The sequence below is a fragment of the Robertmurraya korlensis genome, from assembly GCF_023715225.1.
In the GTDB taxonomy this organism is placed as follows: Bacteria; Bacillota; Bacilli; order Bacillales; family Cytobacillaceae; genus Robertmurraya_A.
Genome location: NZ_JAMBNS010000011.1, coordinates 90164 through 111683 on the forward strand (window position 1 = coordinate 90164; position 21520 = coordinate 111683).

General features: G+C 37.4%; 19 protein-coding genes, 1 pseudogene and 1 riboswitch. Of the genes and pseudogenes, 3 read left to right on the top strand and 17 right to left on the bottom strand.

The genetic code is table 11. The features are described from left to right. Positions 1-396 precede the first annotated feature (396 nt). The 5 genes and pseudogenes from M3175_RS18695 to M3175_RS25185 form a co-directional block, all read right to left on the bottom strand. Positions 397-2460, bottom strand: coding sequence for a sigma-70 family RNA polymerase sigma factor (locus tag M3175_RS18695; RefSeq protein WP_251522379.1), 2064 nt, complete (start codon positions 2458-2460; stop codon positions 397-399). Positions 2461-2624: 164 nt separating this feature from the next. Continuing rightward, a complete protein-coding gene (locus M3175_RS18700; RefSeq protein ID WP_251522381.1) occupies positions 2625-2822 on the bottom strand; it encodes a hypothetical protein in 198 nt (65 codons plus the stop codon). A 40-nt stretch (positions 2823-2862) separates the two neighbouring features. Then, positions 2863-3090, bottom strand: coding sequence for an NAD(P)-dependent oxidoreductase (locus M3175_RS18705; protein WP_251522383.1), 228 nt, complete (start codon positions 3088-3090; stop codon positions 2863-2865). After that, the gene (locus tag M3175_RS18710) at positions 3087-3266 is read right to left on the bottom strand and encodes an NAD(P)-dependent oxidoreductase (protein WP_251522385.1); all 180 of its coding nucleotides are present in this window, start codon (positions 3264-3266) and stop codon (positions 3087-3089) included. The genes M3175_RS18705 and M3175_RS18710 overlap by 4 nt, the downstream gene beginning before the upstream one ends. Before the next feature lie 6 nt (positions 3267-3272). Further along, positions 3273-3386, bottom strand: a pseudogene (locus M3175_RS25185) (hypothetical protein); the annotation flags it as partial. Between the two features lie 80 nt (positions 3387-3466). Between M3175_RS25185 and M3175_RS18715 the strand changes: the two are divergent. Continuing rightward, positions 3467-4258, top strand: coding sequence for a hypothetical protein (locus M3175_RS18715; protein ID WP_251522387.1), 792 nt, complete (start codon positions 3467-3469; stop codon positions 4256-4258). Between the two features lie 676 nt (positions 4259-4934). Here M3175_RS18715 and M3175_RS18720 read toward each other — a convergent pair. The 5 genes from M3175_RS18720 to M3175_RS18740 all read right to left on the bottom strand — a co-directional run bounded on the left by M3175_RS18720 (position 4935) and on the right by M3175_RS18740 (position 9118). Then, positions 4935-5669, bottom strand: coding sequence for an amino acid ABC transporter ATP-binding protein (locus tag M3175_RS18720; RefSeq protein ID WP_251522389.1), 735 nt, complete (start codon positions 5667-5669; stop codon positions 4935-4937). 20 nt (positions 5670-5689) lie between these two features. Continuing rightward, a complete protein-coding gene (locus M3175_RS18725) occupies positions 5690-6433 on the bottom strand; it encodes an amino acid ABC transporter permease (protein ID WP_251522391.1) in 744 nt (247 codons plus the stop codon). 61 nt (positions 6434-6494) lie between these two features. Then, positions 6495-7331, bottom strand: a complete 837-nt coding sequence (locus M3175_RS18730; RefSeq protein WP_251522393.1) for a transporter substrate-binding domain-containing protein — start codon at positions 7329-7331, stop codon at positions 6495-6497. Positions 7332-7437: 106 nt separating this feature from the next. Next, positions 7438-7619: riboswitch (Lysine riboswitch) on the bottom strand. Positions 7620-7832: 213 nt separating this feature from the next. Then, positions 7833-8678, bottom strand: a complete 846-nt coding sequence (locus M3175_RS18735; RefSeq protein ID WP_251522395.1) for an SDR family oxidoreductase — start codon at positions 8676-8678, stop codon at positions 7833-7835. Beyond that, entirely contained in the window at positions 8675-9118 is a 444-nt protein-coding gene (locus tag M3175_RS18740; protein ID WP_251522397.1) for a MarR family winged helix-turn-helix transcriptional regulator, read from the bottom strand. Before M3175_RS18740 ends, M3175_RS18735 begins: the two co-directional genes overlap by 4 nt. A gap of 222 nt (positions 9119-9340) precedes the next feature. Between M3175_RS18740 and M3175_RS18745 the strand changes: the two genes are divergently transcribed. Then, entirely contained in the window at positions 9341-10552 is a 1212-nt protein-coding gene (locus tag M3175_RS18745; RefSeq protein ID WP_251522400.1) for an ROK family transcriptional regulator, read from the top strand. 153 nt (positions 10553-10705) lie between these two features. On the opposite strand, the gene M3175_RS18750 is transcribed toward M3175_RS18745, so the two are convergent. The 6 genes from M3175_RS18750 to M3175_RS18775 form a co-directional block, all read right to left on the bottom strand. Then, positions 10706-12514 (bottom strand): glycoside hydrolase family 2 protein, encoded by a 1809-nt coding sequence (locus tag M3175_RS18750; RefSeq protein WP_251522402.1) that lies wholly within the window; start codon positions 12512-12514, stop codon positions 10706-10708. A 24-nt stretch (positions 12515-12538) separates the two neighbouring features. After that, on the bottom strand, positions 12539-13369 hold the full coding sequence (locus M3175_RS18755) for a carbohydrate ABC transporter permease (RefSeq protein WP_251522404.1): 831 nt from the start codon (positions 13367-13369) through the stop codon (positions 12539-12541). 6 nt (positions 13370-13375) lie between these two features. Next, on the bottom strand, positions 13376-14266 hold the full coding sequence (locus M3175_RS18760; RefSeq protein ID WP_251522406.1) for a carbohydrate ABC transporter permease: 891 nt from the start codon (positions 14264-14266) through the stop codon (positions 13376-13378). 81 nt (positions 14267-14347) lie between these two features. Beyond that, the gene (locus tag M3175_RS18765; RefSeq protein ID WP_251522408.1) at positions 14348-15613 is read right to left on the bottom strand and encodes an ABC transporter substrate-binding protein; all 1266 of its coding nucleotides are present in this window, start codon (positions 15611-15613) and stop codon (positions 14348-14350) included. Positions 15614-15693: 80 nt separating this feature from the next. Then, positions 15694-16722: a glycoside hydrolase family 43 protein gene (locus M3175_RS18770; protein ID WP_251522410.1), complete on the bottom strand. Its 1029-nt coding sequence runs from the start codon at positions 16720-16722 to the stop codon at positions 15694-15696. A gap of 352 nt (positions 16723-17074) precedes the next feature. Continuing rightward, the gene (locus M3175_RS18775; protein WP_251522412.1) at positions 17075-17230 is read right to left on the bottom strand and encodes a hypothetical protein; all 156 of its coding nucleotides are present in this window, start codon (positions 17228-17230) and stop codon (positions 17075-17077) included. A 338-nt stretch (positions 17231-17568) separates the two neighbouring features. Here M3175_RS18775 and M3175_RS18780 point away from each other — a divergent pair, with 338 nt between their 5' ends. After that, on the top strand, positions 17569-19035 hold the full coding sequence (locus tag M3175_RS18780) for a S8 family serine peptidase (protein WP_251522413.1): 1467 nt from the start codon (positions 17569-17571) through the stop codon (positions 19033-19035). A 70-nt stretch (positions 19036-19105) separates the two neighbouring features. Here M3175_RS18780 and M3175_RS18785 read toward each other — a convergent pair whose 3' ends face one another. After that, entirely contained in the window at positions 19106-21178 is a 2073-nt protein-coding gene (locus M3175_RS18785) for a cation:proton antiporter (RefSeq protein ID WP_251522414.1), read from the bottom strand. Between the last annotated feature and the right edge of the window lie 342 nt (positions 21179-21520).

The window sequence follows — 21520 nt, forward strand, 5'->3', positions numbered from 1 at the left end:
GTGTAAAACGTTAAATTCTAGAAAGCGCTTACTAGTTTCTATAAAAAATTTTCATTAATAGCTTATTTGAAGGACGTATGTTATCAGACGTCAGACAACTATAAGCAAAAATAGTATGATTAGATGAAAAAGTAACTGACTATTTTCGTCTTTTGTATCCCCTTTCATTTTGGTTAACGACTTCTCTCCCACATTATAAAGGTAAGAGGTCTAACAACTCAATACTTTTTTTTTGTAAAATAACAACCGGTTTGGAAACAGAGACCTATTGTTCACACAAAATTCCAAATTGAAACCCTACTACTAGATTAGAGTGGTCATTTTACTAGGTCAAGAAAAGCACGCAAAACTCCCGTTACATAGGGGTTTCGCGTGCTTTCTTCATGTTCGTGCGTGTTATTCCAACGAAATTTTCACTACATCGTTCAAATATTTCGTTGTATTATACCCAGATATATCAAGTCTTTTAGGGACCATGTTGTTGGCGTCTAACCTTAAGATTTGAACGGTTTCAAAATGACGTGGTTCCTCAATTTCATCATAGGAGAATGAAGTTGTATTCGAGTCGTATATGACTCCATTTTTGTCCACAAGTACTCCTTCTGTCTCCATCCCCATTGAACTAGGTGCATGCTCATCTTCTCCAACAACGTTGATATGAAGGGATTCATATGCTCGATTTTTAACTTCATGATTACTTATAACAATCGTCGTAGGCATTCCCACCTCTACTTTATCGATGCTAATCGTACTTCCTGCATATTCAAAGGTTTGAGGATATTCCTGAGTCACATCAAGTGGGATACGTTTATCGTCTTCATATGTTAAATAAGCAGATGTAAATTGAACACTTATATCTTTTGGAGTTTCCCCTATAAGAGTGTCAAATTGTGCTTGAAAGGTATACCAATTCATGTCTTGCTGTGTGTTCATCGGCACGCCACCAAACATATCCACTTTTAAGATCTTATCATTAACTCCTAGGTTGTCAAAATTAAGGAAATCTACCCGTTTCTCCGTCTGTTCTCTATTAATACTATATTGTAAGGAGGTTGCTGTTGGTGCAACGATTAATTTCTCAAATCGAACGGGGATCCCTTCGATTTCAGTTTGTCCACTTAATGCATATTCAGTGGAAGATTGTTTGGTAACAGGGATTTCGAAGTTCCATTCCCCCGTTTGATATTGATTGTTCCCGTAACCCCAGTATTGATCCGCCACAGAAGAGGCTCGATCGATCTTCAGAAGTTTATTGATCTTCAAATGGATGGTCTCGTTATCCGTATTGAGCGGCAGCAGACTAATTTTTCCCTGAAAAACGTTCTTTTGTCTCTTATTTACCTCCGATTCAAGATCAGGAGGAAAGTATTTCGGATACGTATCATGATTCATGATTTTATACCTGTTCTCCACAATAACCCCATCATCATAATTCATAAAATATTGATTATCTTCATTGGTATCTTCTATTTCATAAAAAACAAGCGTCTGAATATCATCAGCTACTACACCCTTAATCTTTACAATCACCCCGTCGCTTTCCGCTTCAAGATTGACCCTTTGACCTAAGTCACGCTGTAAAAAGGTACGCAGCTGCTCGTCTTCTTCTGTCCATGTATAGTAGAGATTAGGAAAAAACCCTGTTAAAAAGCCAATACCCATGAGTACGGTGAAGATACTCGCGAATACGACACCCACTTTTTTACGTTTTTTATTTTTTTGACGCCTTTGATTCTCTCTTTCTACTAGTCTCCCTTTGACATTCTCCATGAACCCTGGGGGCACATGAACATCTTCCATTCTATCGGTATGGTTTAAGAGGGATAACCTGACATCTTGAAAGGTAGCCAGATCTTCCTGGCATTTTTCGCAATGATAAATATGTATTTCAAAATCGACCCTCTTCGGCCGCTCCATCGTTCTTTCTAAATAATCAATATAATTCTTATGGTATTCTATACAGCCATTAAAGGATTCACCACTCTCCGTTTGTTCCCTAAGAGACCGAATTCCGGAAAACAGATGACCTTTTATTTGATCCTCTGAAATTTGGAGTATTTTTGCCGCTTCCTCCTGAGAAGATCCTTTTACATACCTAAGGATCATGGCTTCTTTTTCATCTTCTTTTAGTTGGTCAAATGCTTGTAGTAATTCCGGACGTGAATCATTTTCCTCTCCACCCTGTGGGCCATGATCCCGGGAAAGCTCTCGGCAGTTTTGTATGAAAAGGGATGTAACCCACATATCGAAGGATGTGTCATGTTTCAATCGCGGCCATTCCTTGTGAACGTTTAAAATAGTCTGGTAAAATAGCTCTTCTATTTGCTGCTGATGAGTAAGATAGAACCGCCCTAGAGCATAGAGTGAGTGTTTATGCTGCTCGAACCAATGGACGACGGATTCTATGCCTTTCTCATTTATCGTCATGATAAAAGTAGAATCTATCTTTGTCGGGATCATACAAGTCCCCCCTCTAACATTTTTTGGAATGCTATATACTTATTCTAATTCTTTAGAGGCTATTTATCTATTCGAAAAACGATAAACGAAAAAAAATTCAATCAAACGTTTGATTGAATTTTTCCCGAAACAGAATAACCTTCCCTATGTACTTGTATCCCTGCTCAATCTTCCTCAATTACCCTAGCTACATCATTCCCGCATTTTTTACATTTGCCTTTTAACACAATACCGAAATTATGCTCTTCTACTGTGAAACCAGTAATGGTTGTTACATCTGAGCAATTCCCACACCAAACATTACTTAGTAGACTCTTTCTCATCTCTTTTGGTATGGCAAGCCACTTTTTGTTTGCGATCATTGAAAAACCCTTTCTATCAAGTGATTGGAATCTTATCGATTTACTTTAAAACCCCTTTTAATACTTGTTCATTTAAGATATTGGCCGTAGATTTCATTACCCTAAACTTTTGATGACTAATCATGTTTCGTGTTTCAGCAGTTAAAGGGACCGTAACGCACACATAATTGGACACTTTCAATAGTTCACTAAGTTCCTTGCTATATTTGGCTCCATATTCTTGTTCTGCTTCTAAGTCCCTATTTTGCTTAGTATAATACACATTCATGTCAAATCTAAAGAGGCTCTTTTCGCAAGAGCTCGCCCGATCCGACCAAGTCCAACAATACCAATCGTACGATGATGCACATCGATACCAAATTGTTCCTCACCTATAGAATTGTCCCACTCCCCATATCGTACAAATGAGTCTAACTCAGTAATCCTTCTTGCATTTGCTAACAAGGAAGCAAAATATAAATCAGCTACAGTATCTGTTAAAGCATCTGGAGCATTCGTAGCGATGATTCCTCTACTCGTTAATTCTTCTAAATCAAAGTTAACATACCATAACTGTTCATAAATCCGTCACACCTATTCAAATATCACCCTGTCCTTTTTAACCACCTCTCTCTATATAAAAAATAAAAGGATGGTGCAAAGGAATGAGTTTTAAAAATGGTGGTATTGAACAATTTGAACAGTATTCTCAATTTTCTTCTTTAAAAGAATTTAATACTCATATGGAAATGTGGTTGGCTGTACATAAGGATGATTTTTCAAAAGGAGAGCTAGTCGGGTTGAAGCGACTCGTTCGTTTTGCTGCGAAGATTCCTGGCGTTTGCAATGCCAAAATTGGGACCGTGTTAAAAGCAATTTATGATGACCACAACGGATATGGCATCTCACGTTCTACGTTCAAACGGATGATTCAAAAGGCAATTAGTTTAGGTCTGTTGATCGTTCATGAAACCGAAAGAAGTAATGGATCTCAGTCTAGTAATCTGTATATATTTCAACCTTTTCCTACAAACGGACTACCCAAGGAAGATGATTTGAACCACCATAATAAAACTAGTAACCTTTCTAAAACTAACAATATAAAAATTAAAGAACGTAAAGAAACGGATTTACTCGAACCTACTGAGAATAAGCCTCTTGATTACACTTACACAAGCGATCGTGTTCCTTACTCCTTCTCTCAAGTTGTCAGATACTTCTTTCCAGAAGCGAAGCAAATTGAGGAATTCTGGAAAATGGCCAAAATTTCCGCCTATCGCAACAATTGCGAAAGTAAAACCAATCTCGTGGTAAATATGGCCGTTCACTGTTTTAAACAAATGATTAGTAAGCTTAAAGTAAGCAGCATACAAAAGCCTATTGCCTATTATTACGGAATCCTGAATAAAAAATTTGAAGAGCTGTATTTTGAAGGGTTATATGAAATGGGGTTTTGATGGAGTAGGGTTCTGATTTCCCTTGAGTGCTTGAAAAAGAGCTGAATGGTAATCAATGTAGGGGGTTAGTTTCCTTAAGCACTTGAAAAAGATCTTAACGGGAACCTAAGTAGGAGTTTAGTTCCCGTGAGCACTCGGAAAAGAGCTCAACGGGAACCTAAGTAGCAGTTTGGTTCCCTTAAGCACTTGAAAAAGAGCTCAACGGGAACCTAAGTAGGCCTTTGGTTCCCGTGAGCACTCGGAAATGATCTCAACGGGAACCTAAGTATGCCTTTGGTTCCCGTGAGCACTCGGAAATGAGCTCAACGGGAACCTAAGTATGCCTTTAGTTCCCGTGAGCACTCGGAAATGATCTCAACGGGAACCTAAGTAGGCCTTTGGTTCCCGTGAGCACTCGGAAATGAGCTCAATGGGAACCTAAGTAGGAGTTTAGTTCCCGTGAGCACTCGGAAATGATCTCAACGGGAACCTAAGTAGCAGTTTGGTTCCCGTGAGCACTCGGAAATGAGCTCAACGGGAACCTAAGTAGGAGTTTAGTTCCCGTGAGCACTCGGAAATGAGCTCAACGGGAACCAAAGTGGCATTTACGTTCCCATGAGCGCTTAAAAATAAATAAAAAACCTCCAATTGCTATTTCTCCCCTAACAATTGGAGGTCTAGTTCCACCTAAACCGGATTAATTTAACGTACGCTTCAAGAATTCTCTTGTACGCTCTTGGGTTGGATTAGAGAAGATTTGCTCTGGAGTGCCTTCTTCTGCAATTACTCCTTGGTTCATGAAAACCACTCGATCGGATACTTCTTTGGCAAATTCCATTTCATGCGTAACGATCAACATCGTCAGACCAGATTCTGCGAGTTCCTTCATGACTTTCAAAACTTCTCCTACCATTTCTGGGTCAAGAGCTGACGTTGGTTCATCAAATAACATTACATCTGGATCCATGGATAGAGCTCTAGCAATCGCCACACGTTGCTTTTGGCCACCCGACAGTTGCTTGGGCTTTGCGTTAATGTATTTATCCATTCCAACAACCTTTAAGTACTTCATCGCTACTTTCTCAGCTTCTTCCTTGGAGCGTTTGAGTACTTTTACTTGTCCTACCACACAGTTCATAAGGACGTTGTGATTGTTAAAAAGGTTAAATTGTTGGAACACCATACCTAAATGCTTGCGGTATGCCGCTACATCGTGCTTGTCATCTAGTATATTTTCACCATGATAAATAATTTTTCCGCCGCTTGGTTTTTCTAATAGATTCACACAACGAAGAAGAGTTGATTTACCAGAACCTGAGGAACCGATAATGGTGACTACTTCCCCTTTATTCACGGAAAAATTAATGTCTTTTAATACTTCATGAGTTCCAAAGGATTTGTTTAAATGCTGTATATCGATAATCTTTTCCATAGTCTCTCCTCCTTCTCTCATTATTTTTGAGCTACTTCTACTTGTGGGTCGTTCCCAATAACCGTATAGCTCTCAGAGCCATCTAATTTCTTTTCAATATAAAGCAAGATTCTTGTCACGATAAAGGTCATCACAAAATAAATCAAACACGCAACAAAGAACGATTCAAAATATCTAAAGTTATTACCTGAAATCGATTTGGTCACGAAAAATAATTCGGTCACGGAAATGACATTCAGGACGGATGTATCTTTAATATTAATGACAAATTGATTTCCTGTCGCAGGTAAAATATTTCGAATGACCTGTGGCAAGACCACATTCCACATCGTTTGTAGATGATTCATTCCGATTGCATGTGCGGCTTCAAACTGCCCTTTTTCAATTGAAACAATTCCACCACGAACAATTTCCGCCATATAGGCACCTGTATTAATCGATACGACAAAAATTGCAGCTACAAACACATTCATATCTATTCCAAAAGCTAATGCTGAGCCATAGAAAATAACCATTGCCTGTACAATCATCGGTGTTCCACGGAAGAATTCAATATATATGGAAAGAATTAGATTAATTAATTTTAATAGTATCTTTTTCGCACCACGTTCAGGTACGGGAATGGTTCGAATAACGCCTGCTAATAATCCAATCATTGCTCCAAAAATCGTTCCAATAAGAGAAATCAAAAGGGTTAAACCAGCACCACGTAGGAACATTGGCCAGTTTTCCGAGATGATTTTTATGATCCACTCAACACTCATCTTTTCTCCTCCTTACCGTATAAAACCGACTGTATGCATATATACAGCCGGTTTCTCTATCTTATTTTGCTGCTGGTTGATTCTTAATAGCGGCATCCATAATGCTTGTGCGATCTTCCTCTGAGATCCCTGCTAAAATTTCATTGATTTTTTCTGTTAAGTCACTGTCTTTTTTCAAACCAACAGCGATTGCTGTATCATCTTCTGATGTTTCGAAGCCATCTTCAAATTCAACCATCACATAGTTTTCATTTGCAGCTGAAGCACTAACTCCTTCTGGACGTTCTGAAACGTACCCATCAATGATCCCTGATTCAAGAGCAACTCTCATTGCTGGAAAGTTGTCCATCGCTGTTTTCTTGTTTACACCTTTGATTTGATCAATCACATTGTAATGGAATGTATTTAATTGCGCTGTAATCTTCGCACCTTTGAAATCTTGGATAGAAGTAGCACCTTCATACTTGCTTCCTTTTTTCACAACCATTACTAAATTTGATTTATAGTAATTAGCTGTAAAATCGATGGTTTCCTTTCTCTCAGCTGTTGGTGACATACCTGCGATGATCGCATCAATTTTACCTGATGTTAAAGCTGGTACTAAGCCATCCCACTCTGTTTTAACAATAACTAATTCTTTTCCTAAACCTTCAGCGACCTTTTTAGCGATTTCCACATCATATCCACCTGCATACTCTGCAGAACCATCAATTTTCACTCCACCGTTAGAATCGTCGTTTTGAGTCCAGTTAAAAGGAGCATAACCCGCTTCAAGACCAACCTTAAATGTATTATCCTCTGATGAGCCAGAATCAGAACCATTACTTGTCCCACATCCTGCTAATAAAAGAACCGATGAAACCAATAAAACTATGAAAAATGATAACTTGCTTTTCATGATGTCTCTCCTCCTGTTATATTATGGTACTAGAACAACAAAAAACGACCTGAGATAAACTCAGGTCGCAATATGCATAGTAGCCCAAAGTCCCCTCTTTTATCCCAAATGAGATAGCACAACTCAATAAACGAAACCGTTTATCGAGACAGTCCTGCAGCTCTTAACTACAGACCCAGCATGTAATACTGAGAGTATTACAAACTTCGGCGACATTTCCTTCTCCTTAGCATCATTGCTTCTCAAACTCCACTAAAGACTGTTAAATATCGCGCCTCTACCTCACCGTTAAAAGTGAGGTCCTATTCAATTATCTTCTTATACTACAATACTATCTCTGAATTCGTCAACCGGGTTTTTCTGGTAACAACGATTCACTAGCGAATGAACCCTTTCATTCTGTTTAATGTCAACTAAGTGCTCCTTTAATTTGCTACACTCTCGCATTTACTCCATATCTACCGTTCACAAAGGAAATTCACCTTATTCTACTTTGACTAACTAAATCCAATTTTCTTTGTAATCCTCAATATATTTTCTTATATTTGTAGGCTTTTTGCCTGTTACTTTTTCATAATCATGACGTATTCCTTTTGCTAGTCCAAGCTTTGTTGGCATATGTACACCAACTACAACATTTACAAATTCTTCATCTTCTCCAATTGTCCTCATATATTGCTTAAATTCTTTAACTGAAGGGTTTGTATATTCTATTTTAACTTTGAATACCTCAGTCATTATCTTTGCAACATCAAAAAAGTCAAGGGCTTCTCCACCTGTAAGGACATAGGTTTTGTTTATATGTTTCCCCTCATCAATTAAGGATAAAGCAGAGACTTCAGCTAAATCTCTTGTGTCAACAAAACTTGTTTTTCCTTTACCAGCCGGTATAAAGATACGGTGACTATCCCTAATTTCCTTGCAAAGAAAGTCGTTTAAATTTTGCATAAAATACCCTGCTCGAACGAATGTATAAGGGATCTTGGAGCTCTTTATGAGCTTTTCCATTTTGTAATGGTGAATAAATGGCATAAATTGCACGTCTTTTAAAGATAGATACGTAATGTGTTTAATCCCTTTTTCTTTTGCCTTGTATAGAAAGATATCAAACTGAAGATTTTGACCTGGTGGGTACATCAAAAAAATACGGTCTACATTTTCTAGTGCTCTATCAAATGTGTTTACATCCGAAAAATCTAGACTCACGTATTCATACGTATCGCCAAAATTAGCTTTACTTTTTTCGGGATTTCGAACCGCACATACTATCGGTATATTCGTTGCCTGTAAATAGCAAGCGACCTGATATCCAACTTTCCCTGTAAAACCAGTTACTAAAATCTTCATGATAGTCCCTCCCGATTTGTATAACTATCAATTCTATCTGAGATTTTATTTAACATATGTATTGTTTTTAGTAATTCATCTTCAGAAAAATCACTCAAAATGTACTTATACAATTCAACATGTTCTTTCTTCTTATCTTGCACCAGCTTTTTACCATTTTTAGAAAGACTTAAAGTGACAACTCTTCGGTCTGTTTCACTTCGATTTCTTTCAATTAACCCTAAACTCTGTAATTTATCGGCAATACCTGTAGCTGCACCTGAAGTCACACTAAAGTGCTCCGAGATATCACTTGTTTTAATTTCACCTTTGTTATGAATCATAAAAAGAAAGATCATTAAACCATGATTTATTTCCCCTTTGTCTCTAGGTTTCATAATAGATACACTCACATCACTTGCTCTATTTATTGACATCAACAATTCTTCAAAGATGTTCACTATCATAATCCCCCTAACGAAAAATACCTTAGTAACTAAGATAATTTATTACTAAGTATATTATTATATAAGGTAAACTTCAAGTGACTGATATGCGAACAACCCCTGCTCATAATGAAAATAAAATGTTAGAGGCATGACATCCATTATGTTCAGAAGCCTAGATATGCTATTATTGATAATGAATATCCACTGCAAAATTTGATAAAGGCGTGTTGTATTTTGAGTTTCGTAACTGGTAGTTTTGAAAGAATGAAGTCACAAAATCAATCTATTGTTTTGAATATGATTCGGTTAAAAGAGCCTATATCAAGAGCTGAGATTGCTAAGTTAACCAATTTAACACCGCCGACTGTCAGTTCTTTGGTAGGTGAATTAATCGAGAAAAATCTGATCACTGAAGAACAATCGACCAATTCGAAGATAGGTGGACGGAAGCCGATTTTACTTCGAATTAATTACACCGCTCATTACATTATTGGCGTATACGCTGCCGCAGAGGTAGTCCGTGTAATACTTACTACAATGGATGGCAAAATTGTTTCCGATTATGTTAAGGATATAACCGAACTTCCTTCTAAATCTGAATTCACAAAATTAATCATTGAGAGTATTCAGTCCATTTTTGATCAAACCGATGTTAAAAAAGATCTAATTCTTGAAATTGGTTTTGCGATGCACGGGTTAGTAGATCCAGAGCGGGGATTAGCCATGTTTTCTCCTCATTTACATCTTGAGAACATCCCTATAAAGGACATATTAGAAGAAGAATTTGATATTCCAGTTATCGTTGAGAATGATGTACGAGCTCTAGCCTTGGCTGAAAGTTGGTTTGGGCAAGGTCAAGGTGTCACTGATTTTATTTGTATAAGTGTTGGTAGAGGCATTGGCTCAGGGATCTTTATTAATGATGAAATCTATACCAGTTCCTTTAATACAGCTGGGGAAATAGGGCATACGATTATAGATATTAATGGACCCAAATGCCAATGTGGAAATAATGGTTGTCTAGAAGCTTACGCATCCGAGTCTGCAATTCTTAACAATGTAAAACAGGAACTCCCTAATCATCCGGATTCCCTTATACAGGAATGGATAAAGAATGGTCATGAACTTTCAATAAAAATGGTATTTAAAGCTAGCAAAGAACACGATCCCTTCGCTATATCTATATTGCAAAGAAGCGGTAACTCCCTTGGTCTAGCAGCAGCCAATATGGTAAATATCCTTAAACCCTCTAAAATCATACTTGAAGGAAGTATTTTCGAAGAAGGAGATATTGTATTATCTCAAGTTATAGAAATGATACAAAAATACACCTTTAAAAGTTCCAACGAGGAAATTAAAGTTGTCCGCTCTACATTAGGTAAAACAGGAATGGCCTTAGGCGCTGTTGCATTGGTACTACGCAAAATGTTTAAAACCCAAACTTAAAAACAGTATCATAAAGCAGGTCGGGGAGTTATTCCTGACCCTGCTTTGTCACCAAGATACGTCTCTTTTAACCTTTCCCTCACCTTTCACGGGAAAAGGCACCTTTTCGTGTGAAAGGTGCCTTCAATCAATATTATTCTGTTGGTAATCAACTTAAAGTTTAACTACATTAGGGTGCCACATATTGTTGATTTCCCTTATTTTTATCAAATCACATTTTGGTTCCCTGTTATACGTTAATAATCCGTTTATCTCTTGTTCCACGTCTGTTAACTGTGTATAACAATAGCCATGTAAAGCTTTTGAATTATATACAGCTTCCATTACCCTTTGGTAATCTTTCAGAAACTCTTCTTTGTCTTTAACGGATGTATATCCCCAACCGTTATCCTCCCCAACTTTAAACCCAATACCACCAAATTCTGTTAACAAAATGGGTTCACCTTTGTGCTCAAATCCGTCTGCATAAATACCTCGGTTGGCTGGCTTAGAACTTAAAAGAGCTTCTTTTGTAGCTAAAACTTCTTTAAAAGCTTCATACTTTGAGGTTTCTATTTCAGATCCGTGGTTATAGTTATGAATTGCACAAATATCCGTTTCCGTAAGCTCCCAACCATCATTTGAGATGACTAAACGAGTAGGATCCAGTGAATGAATAAGGTGATACATGGCTAATGAATGATGTTGCTGCTGTTTGTTTCCTTTGATGAATGGAACTCCCCAGCTTTCGTTTACCGGAACCCAAGCAACAATTGATGGATGATTATAATCGCGTTCAACAATATCAATCCATTCCTTCGTCAGCCGTGCAGCTGCCTCTTCACTATAAGATGGCGATGCCGCACATTCTCCCCATACAAGAAATCCCAATTTGTCTGCCCAGTAAAGGAAGCGGGGATCTTCTACCTTCTGATGCTTTCTACAGCCATTAAAGCCCATCTCTAAAGCCAATTCTATATCCTTCTTTAAATCATCATCAGTAGGAGCGGTTAATAACCCCTCTGGCCAATAGCCCTGGTCTAGTACTAGTTTTTGATAGTATGGCTTGTTATTTAGATATACCATTCCATTTTCAATATGGACCTTTCTCATTCCGAAGTATGAGTCTACTTCATCTAACTTCACCTGGTTTTCGTCATCTATTATACTCACTTGAATATCAAATAAATTAGGATTTTCAGGTGACCAATTCCATCCGTCATGATGGAAGGATGTTCTAAAAATCTGTCGGTTATAGAGATTAATAGAGCGTTTATTGTATGTTTCATATACTTCAATCGTATCCTTAGCAACCTTAGCACCATTAAAACTAATTTCAATGTCTACCTTTTTGTTTAGATAATCACCTAACACATCAAACTCCACAATTATATCCCCTCGGTCAATATCAGGGGTTAATCGTAATTTGGAGATACTAACATTGCTCACAGGCTCCAACCACACGGTCTGCCAAATTCCAGTTGTTCTTGTATACCAGATAGAATCGGAATCTTCCACCCAAAATTGCTTTCCCCTCGGAATTGTTTCATCTGTCGATGGGTCATTTACTCTTACCACAACATTTTCTTTTTCCCCGGTTAAATATTCCGTAATATCTAGTGAAAAGGATACATGTCCCCCTTCATGGAAACCAGCATACTGACCATTAACATATATCCAGGCACGATAGTCCACTGCGCCAAAATGCAAAATTACTTTCTGACCGTTCCACTCTTCAGGTACCGTAAAATCCCGAGAATACCAGACATAATCATGGAAAGATGTGTCATTAATACCACTTAACTTCGTTTGGTAGGCAAAAGGTACATGAATCTTCTCATTAAAAAACTGTCTATTTTGAAACCATTTCTCTTGTACTCCAGTATTTTTATCATCAAATGCAAAATCCCATTCACCGTTCAAATTTAACCATTGTTTTCTAACAAATTGAGGTCTAGGGTATTCATTACGAGGTATAAACATATACTCATTCCTTCCTAACTAATCCTATTTAATTCCAGTTTGGTTTACACCCTTAATAAAGGAGCGCTGCCCAATAATAAATAATAAAACAGCCGGGATCGTGGCAATTGAGGTTAAGGCCATCAATCTGCCTGGTGAAGAAACAAAACTACCTTGTTGCATAATAGCAATTCCGGTAGTAATCGTTCTCATCTCCGGTGAATTCGTTGTTACCAACGGCCATAAAAAGTCGTTATAGATACCCATAAATGTAAAGATAGCTAGCGTCCAAATCACAGGTCGTGCGGACGGTAGTACTACTCTAACAAATACCTGCCATTTGTTAGCACCATCAAGGAAAGCCGCTTCCTCCAATTCTTTAGGAAACCCTCTGAAATATTGATATAAAAGGAAAACCCCAAAGGCGTTTGCAGAATAAGGAAGTATTAAAACTGCATAGGTATCTAGTAAACCTAGTACATTAAATTCCATATATAAGGGTAGAAAAGTAATTACCCATGGAATCATCAAGGATCCAATGAAAATACTAATAAGTAATTTTTTAAAGGGCACATCTAGTCGGGCAAGTCCGTATGCTGCGAGTGTATCAACAATTAGAACAATGAGTGTTCCTGTTATACCAACAAATAGCGAGTTCGCCATCCACTTCATTACTGGTGTATCTGAGTTCCCAACTAACGTATACTGGTAATTCTCGAGAGTAAATACTTCAGGGATCCACTTTATTCCAGCTGTAAAGGCTTCTTGGTCTGTTTTAAAAGAAGTAGCAAGCATCCATAGGATTGGCACGATAAATAATAAACCAATTATTACGGCCACAATACTTATTGAAATTTTAAAACTTCTACTTTGCATGTCATTCTACTCCTTTCTATTTGATATACGAAATTGAACGATTGAAATAGTTATCATAATTAATGCCATCAATAAAGACATGGCTGCTGCATTTCCAAGTTGACGCTGTTTGAATGCTTCATCTACAATATTCATTAATAGCACCTTCGTCTCGGTACCTGGTCCACCACGTGTCATCAAGTATGGCTGGCCATAGATATTAAACGAGGCTATTGTAGAGGTAATTACTACAAATAACATTGTTGGTTTAATGCTAGGCAAGGTAATGTGTATAAAACGTTGCCAGCGTGACGCACCATCAAGTGAACCAGCTTCATAGAGTTCCTCTGATACATCATTTAAAGCATTAATAAAAATGACCATGTTAAATCCAATCGTCCACCATAATGTTGCTTTTACAAGTGAGATCCATGCCCATGGAAGATCTGTCAGCCAAGGAATTATAGGTACATTTAACTTTTGTAAATATTGATTAATCAAGCCACTATTTGTATCTAGTAACCATAACCAAATGATTGCTACAACAGAAACCGAGACTGCATAAGGAATAAAGTAAACTGTACGAAAAATCCCTCTAATTTTCCCCGGTAGTGTATTCACTAACAACGCTAACCCCAAGCCTACTGCCACTAATACTGGAACACTGTAAACAACAAATTGAGCTGTATTTTTTAAGCCTTCAAAAAATAGATCATTTAGATAAGAATTCGGGTCAAAAATCTTTTGGTAGTTTTTTAAACCAACAAATTCATGGACAGGGTTTAATAAATCCCAATTATGTAAACTCATCCATGCTCCATACCCAATTGGTATTAAAAGGAAAACGATGAACAATAACAAGTAAGGGATAACAAACAGACTAGAGGTCAACTTTGATTTCCAACTTGATTTAGTCATTCAATTTCCTCCTCTCGATATGATTTAATAAGTAAGGAAGGTGGCGGGTTCATATTCCACCCGACCACCTCCTTTTAATAATTACTTATTTAGTACTTGTTCCGCCTTCTTGTTTGCATCTTCTAACGCTTGTTTAGGGTCTTTTTTCCCTAGAAGGGCGAGATTTACTTCTGCCCATAAAGGTTCAGATAATTGACCCCAGTTTGCTACAACAGGAGCAAATTTTGCGTATTCAAACTCTGATGCTACGATCGGTTGTTGTTTCATAGCTTTAAATTCTTCATTTTGTTCATAAATAGCCTTTGATGCTGGAGCTTGACCGGATTTAGCCCACTCCATCGTATTTTCAGCAGCAAATTTTAAGAAATCAGTAATTCCATCTAGTTTCTTAGAGTCCGTAACAGAGGCAGGGATAACAAAGTTATGTCCATTTGCATATACTGCTTGTTGCTTTGTACCTAGCTGTGGAACTGGAGCTACGCCATAGTTAATTCCCGCTTTATCCCACTGCTCCATCATCCATGGACCATTTAAATGCATGGCATTCTTACCTTGCAAGAATAATGTGACTTCTCCATCCTGTTGAACATTTTCAGGGGATACTTTTTCCTTATGAATGAGGTCACTATAAAACGATAATGCTTCAACTGCTTCAGGACTGTTGTAATTTGGCTTACCATCCTTCATTAATTCTCCTCCATTTTGGAATAAAATAGTTGGGAAGATAAACTGGTTAGGCCAAAGAGTTGGAACAACAAATCCATATTGATTTTTACTAGAATCCGTTAGTTTATTAGCAGCTGCAAGGAACTCCTCACGGTTTGTTGGGGGTTGCTCTGGATCTAAACCTGCCGCTGTAAATAGGTCCTTATTATAGTACATAACTAATGGATGGATATCCAAAGGAATTGAATACTGTTTATCTCCAATATTCCCAGCACTCCAGGCTGTTTCAGAATAGTCCGATTCTTTCATTCCTGTATTTTCAATCGTATCATTTAGGTCTTTTAATAGGTTCTTATCTGCATAGTTTTTTAGTTGATCTGTATGCATTACCAATACATCTGGTGAGTTCCCTTGACCTGAGAAGGCAAGATCAACGGTCTTATAATAGTCTGACTGAGGAACGATTTGAAAATCCACTTCATATTTATCCTGCGATGTATTGTAGTCTTCAACAATCGCCTTCATCCTAGGACCATCTGCACCAGAGAAAGGTGCCCAATAGGTAATTTTCTCTCCTTTTCCTTCTACGGTTTTACTTGTTTCCTCACCGCTAGAACAAGCAGCCAAAGATCCAAGTGTAAGAGCAGCTGTTAATGCCATCTTAAGCCATTTTTTCTCCATTGTTACTCCCCCATTTTTCTATCATTTTTATAAAAAAACAATAATACATAAATTAATAGTTATTAAAAGTAAGAATTTAATTATCTACTGTTGATGATTTGTTCCTTTGATGTTGGTCCGTCAACCTTTAACTTACCTTTTTCAAAAAAGAGTCTGTCTATATTCATCTGTCGATTTCCACTTGGGACTCCTGGGAATGTATGTGTATGGTAGACTATGTAAAGAGTCTGACCATCTGGACCAACCGTAACACTATTATGTCCAGGACCAGATATGCCACCCTCTACATCCTTTGACAGAACAGGATTTTCTGATGCCTTCTTGAAAGGACCTAGTGGATTGTCGGCTATTGCATATCCAACTCCATAATCTGCACTAGCATAGTAGTTAGCAGAATACATAAGGTAGTATTTCCCATCCTGTTTCATTACAAAGGGGCCTTCATTCCACTGATAATCACCATTTAACCCTTCCCATTCCTGGTCTGGTTCTAACAGTAACTTTGGCTCTCCTATCAAACTTGTAAGCTCGTCATTCATTTCTTGGACATAAATTTGACTAACATGTCGTCCCTTTATAATATTTTCAGAACAGTCTTTAACATAGTAGAGGTAAGGTTTCCCATCATCAATAAAAATATGTCCATCAATATAGGAGCCTTCCTGGTTAATAATCTCCGTACTTATGTCCTTGAATGGACCGGTCGGATTTTTACTAACAGCAACTGAAATCTGTAGACTTCCTTTATGATTCCGGGCACTGTATGTCATATAAAATTGATTGTTATACTTGATCACTTCAGGAGCCCAAAAATCGCCTGTTGCCCATTGGTCAGTCTGTTTGTAAATATCATATACAATTTCTTTTTCTTCCCAATCAACCAAATTATTTGATTGCCATGCTCTAAAGCCATAGGTAGCCTCAGAAGTAGCGTACATGTAGTATTGATTCCCATCCTTTAGTACGAATGGATCTCCTATGTTTGTCATACCTCCGACAGGATTCGTGTAGGTGATTGTCGTTTTGCTATTCATTGAAACAAGCCAACCTCCTACCCCTATCAATACTAAAATCATAAACATAAGCGGTAAGAATTTTGGAATTTTCATTCTCATATCGTTCTGCCAATCCCTCATCTCCTTAAAATACTCACCTATTATCCTTTAAAATATTAGCGAATAGTTTGCTTCTACAACTTAGGTGTATACGCTTTCATGCACATTCAAAAAAAGAGTGAAGGATAAATAAGTTTTTCTATAGTCCCAATATAACCCCTAAAAAAGACCATGTCAACGATTATTAATTAATTTAATTAATAATCGTTTTATAAAAAATATTAAACTTTATACAGTATTAATGGATGCTTTACGAATGTTTAGGTGCAAGTAAAAAGGCTCCCCCTTTCGGAAGAGCCTTTTTACTTGTAGCCCAGAGCTATAGCCACCAATCACTTTACCTTAGCTAATTCTGAGCCATTCTGTTTTCTGTTTGAAAGTTCCCTTTTTGTTCAATCACATGGACTAGTTCCTCAATAATATCGTTTAATCTCATCTGACTAGTATCTTTACCTAATATAATCGTAGTTTGATAACACAATTTTTTCTCCTGTTCAGTCATTCAAATCCCTCATCTCTAACATGGTCTTACACTTATTATTCCCTCTTTTTTGATTTATAATCATAGTTTCGAATTTTCATATCTTCTGCTTTTATAATCGTCAGTCTATTTATAACATCTCTAGGATTAAATCATACATATCTAATTGGCACAAACCCTTTGTTACTTATTGAATCAGTAAGTGGTGACTGTAATCTCAATATAAAAAGATTATTCAGTCGATTTTCGTCATAATATTTTTAATTTTCAGCCCATTAACCGACAATCTTATCGCAAAGGTTGTATTAAACTTAGTTTGTTCGTGAGTCAAATTACTTTTACATAAAGGAGAAATGAGTATGAAAAAGAAACTAGCAATTCTATCGATTTGTTCTGCTCTATCATTTTCTTTATTGGTTGGTGTCGTACCAAACAAAACGAAGGCAACCGCGGAGAATGAACATTACGTAATTGCGTATAAAGGTAAGTTGCCAGGTAATTACTCTGAGACCATCTTGAAGGCCGGAGGGAAAGTGGAAAGAGTGATACCTGAAATCGGAATCATTGAGGTTGCTTCATCTGATCCAACATTTCTTTCAAATGTAAAAAAAGATACCAGCATTCAAGCTGCCGGCAGAGAACTGGAAGCCTACTTAGAAACCGATCCAGATAATAGAATACATTTTACTCCGGGTACCCCTGATGGTAACAAAGTGACATTGGATCCTAATGCAGGCAGCTATTGGGACAAACAATGGGATATGCACCGTTTAACAAATGATGGGGATTCTTATAAGCTAAATGAGGGGAACGCTGATACCGTTGTGGCCGTTATTGATACGGGAATTGACTTTAGCCATCCTGATTTGAAAGAGAATGCTGATCTTGAGGGATCTAGAACCTTTGTACCTGGAACAACAGATGCCTGGGATAAAAACGGTCATGGTACACATGTTGCTGGATCCATTGCTGCTAACGGAAAGGTTAAAGGAGTAGGTCCAAATTTAACCGTTCGAGCTTATCGTGTTTTTGGTGCAACAGGAGGAGCACAACAATCTTGGATTACTGACGCAATAGTAGCAGCAGCAAACGATGGTGTGGAAGTTATAAACATGTCGATTGGCGGCTGGCGCTGGATGGCTCATAACCTCGAGGATAAAGGTGACTCCGCTTCAATGGTTGCTTATCACCGTGCCGTACAATATGCGACTCAAAAAGGAGTTACTGTAGTAGTATCCTCTGGTAACGACTCAAGAGACCTAAACAATATACATGATATGCAAGCCTATTGGAAGGAAACTTACGGCTTAGACATTAAAGGTCCTTCCCGTGTAGTACCAGCGCAAATTCCTGGAGTGATCACCGTTTCATCATCTAGTCAGTGGACTACAGATAACATTGCCTTTTATTCTAATTATGGAAATCCAATTGATGTTGCTGGTCCTGGTGGGGATAACGGTCCACTATACGATAGCTTATATCGCAAAGATCCAAAAGGAGACTATTTAAATAAGCGCGACTTTACCTATCGTACCTTATCAACCTACCCTTCCTATCCTGTAGGAGCGAATGGTGGGACAAATGCAACAACTCAATTTAGTGACGGCAAATGGCATGGATATTCCTACTTACACGGAACTTCCATGGCAGCTCCTAAAGTTGCTGGTGTAGCTGGAGTCATCAAAGCCGCTCATCCTGAGTACTCCCCTGCTCAAGTAGCAGCAGCCATCAGACAAAGTGCTCTTGATTTTGGTAAAGTTGGAGTAGATCCACTTTATGGAGCTGGCGAAGCTAATATCTATAACTTCTTATCGAATGATAAATAGGAAAAGGAAAGGCCACTGAGATGATCTCAGTGGTCCTTCTTTTTGTTCTCTATCCGCCTGTCTATGTTTATTAATCATACTCCTCATAATCTTTCTTACGTAGCACTTCTTTCGGAATTTCTATCCCCCTGGATCCTCTAATATCCACTCCCTCTTCTTCTGCTGGATAATAAACGATAAAACTCTCAGGTTTTACTTTTGCTAATCTTTTTGGTAATTCCTCGAGTTCAGGATGCCAAGCAATCGTCCCTTTTCTTGCACTCATAATGACGACTATATCGTCCGGTGCTAACATAGATTCGTAATTTTCTTTTAAGGAGGACCAACCATTCAATTTTCTAATCTCAGTAGGAGGATCTGGTTTTATTTTCTTTATATACTTTTCATAGGTTTCTATTGAATCATTAATGACTAAAACTAATAAAGAAGCACTTAATCGACCGGTTAACATTTTTATTCGTTCTAATGCTTCAACAAACCCCGGCTTATGATCTTCACCATATGGAATGATCAAGATAATTCGTCTTGTAGTTTTTAATGGATGACCTAACTTTGTTACTAATACCGTTTGATTGGTTTGATTAACAAAACGATCAATAATATTTCCAAATAATTCGTTGGATTTTCTTTTAGCATTCCATCCAATAACAACCGTGTTAATCCTTTCTTCTGCGATAGCCCTAATAATTCCATTTGACACATTCTGGTCTACTCTTGTTATGGGACGTACAGGAATCTCGGCACCGGATGCATACATAACCACATGATCCAACATCTTTTCGGCATTTGCTACTTCATCATGCGCTGCTCTTATCTCCTTTTCAACTACCGTTAGAGGATATAAAGGCTGGTCATTTGTATTCGAATGTTTAATCAAGTTTGCTAGATCTATTAACGATTCCATTGTATGTGGATTGGCTAATGGTATAAGAATACGCTCAGGTCCTTGCTTTCTCTCAATAGGTTGTTGTTCTTCTTTTAATGCTAATTTCCTGCCGTATTTTTCAACAAAATAAGGTCCTGCAATACAAGTTAACAAAATCATGATAATTACTGCATTAACCGTTGCTTGGTCCAATAGCCCCACTTCAAATCCAACTAATGTAGATGCAAGTGTTGCTGCTGCTTGTGGGATGGTTAAACCAACCATTACATTACGCTCTGTCTTCGTATAGTTATAAACCTTACTAATAATTACAGGCGCAGATGCTTTCCCTATAAATACTGCCACAACAATAACTACTGAAATGATCCACGCTTTTGGATTGTTAAATAATACACTTAAATCCATTAACATCCCTACAGATAACAAAAAGAATGGGATGAATAAGGCATTTCCCAAAAATCGTATGCGATTCATTAAAGTTCCTTGATCAATCACGAAACGATTTAAAGCCAAACCTGCTAAAAATGCCCCAATGATTGGTTGCATGCCAGCAACGATTGCTAAGAAGCATGAAACAAAAAGAATAACCATTACATAAGTAAAATTAGTTACACCTTCATTTTCTGCATTTCTAAAAAACCACCTTGATAACCTTGGAGTTCCCCATAATATTAGAAAAACAAAAACAATCAATGAGATAATCATTTTTATCCAAAATTGAAGCGACAATTGACCTTCTGCAGCACCTGTGATTACGGCTAATACTAATAAAGCGAAAGTATCTGTTAGAAGAGTGCCTCCAACGGCAGTTGTTACTGCCTTGTTTTTAGAAATCCCCAATCTGCTCGCAATCGGATAAGCTAACAAAGTATGAGACCCAAGTATGGAGCCTAACAGGATAGAAGCTGTTAAACTGTAATCAAAGATAATACCGACAACTGTTCCTAAAACAAGTGGAATACAAAAGGATAATGAGCCAAATAGAATACTTCTTTTACGATATTTTTTAAAACCATCAATATCTAACTCTAAACCTGCAATAAAAATAATAAACACCAATCCAATTGTACCTAACAAAACAATGGTTTGATCTCTCTCTAATAGATGAAATCCATACGGTCCAATAATAACCCCTGCTAGAATGGGACCGATTATGCCCGGTATCTTTAATTTTTTCATTAGTAATGGGGTTAAAAAGAAAATAACCATTGCTAATGCAAAAATAATAATTGGTTCTTCAATTGGAAGTTTAATCAAAAAATCCCCTCCAAAATTTATTTTAAAATTTATGGGTCTTTCCAACATAAACAATTGTATGTATCTAATATCATATTATGCTTTGCATAGAAGATCTCGTGTTAACACTAATACATACCAGGCTGGGAACAAAAATAAGAGGTAGCCTTAGTCAGACTCCCTCCTATTCGTTTTATGTATTGAAATAACTATTCCCACATTTTAATGCATTCAAACCTTAGAAATTACTATTTAACCACTCTACAGTGTAATTGAACAATGAAATTCTAAACAGAAAAATCCTTACACTTCATAAAAAGAGAAAAGAAGCCTAATTAGGCTCCCTCTTATTCATTCAGTATT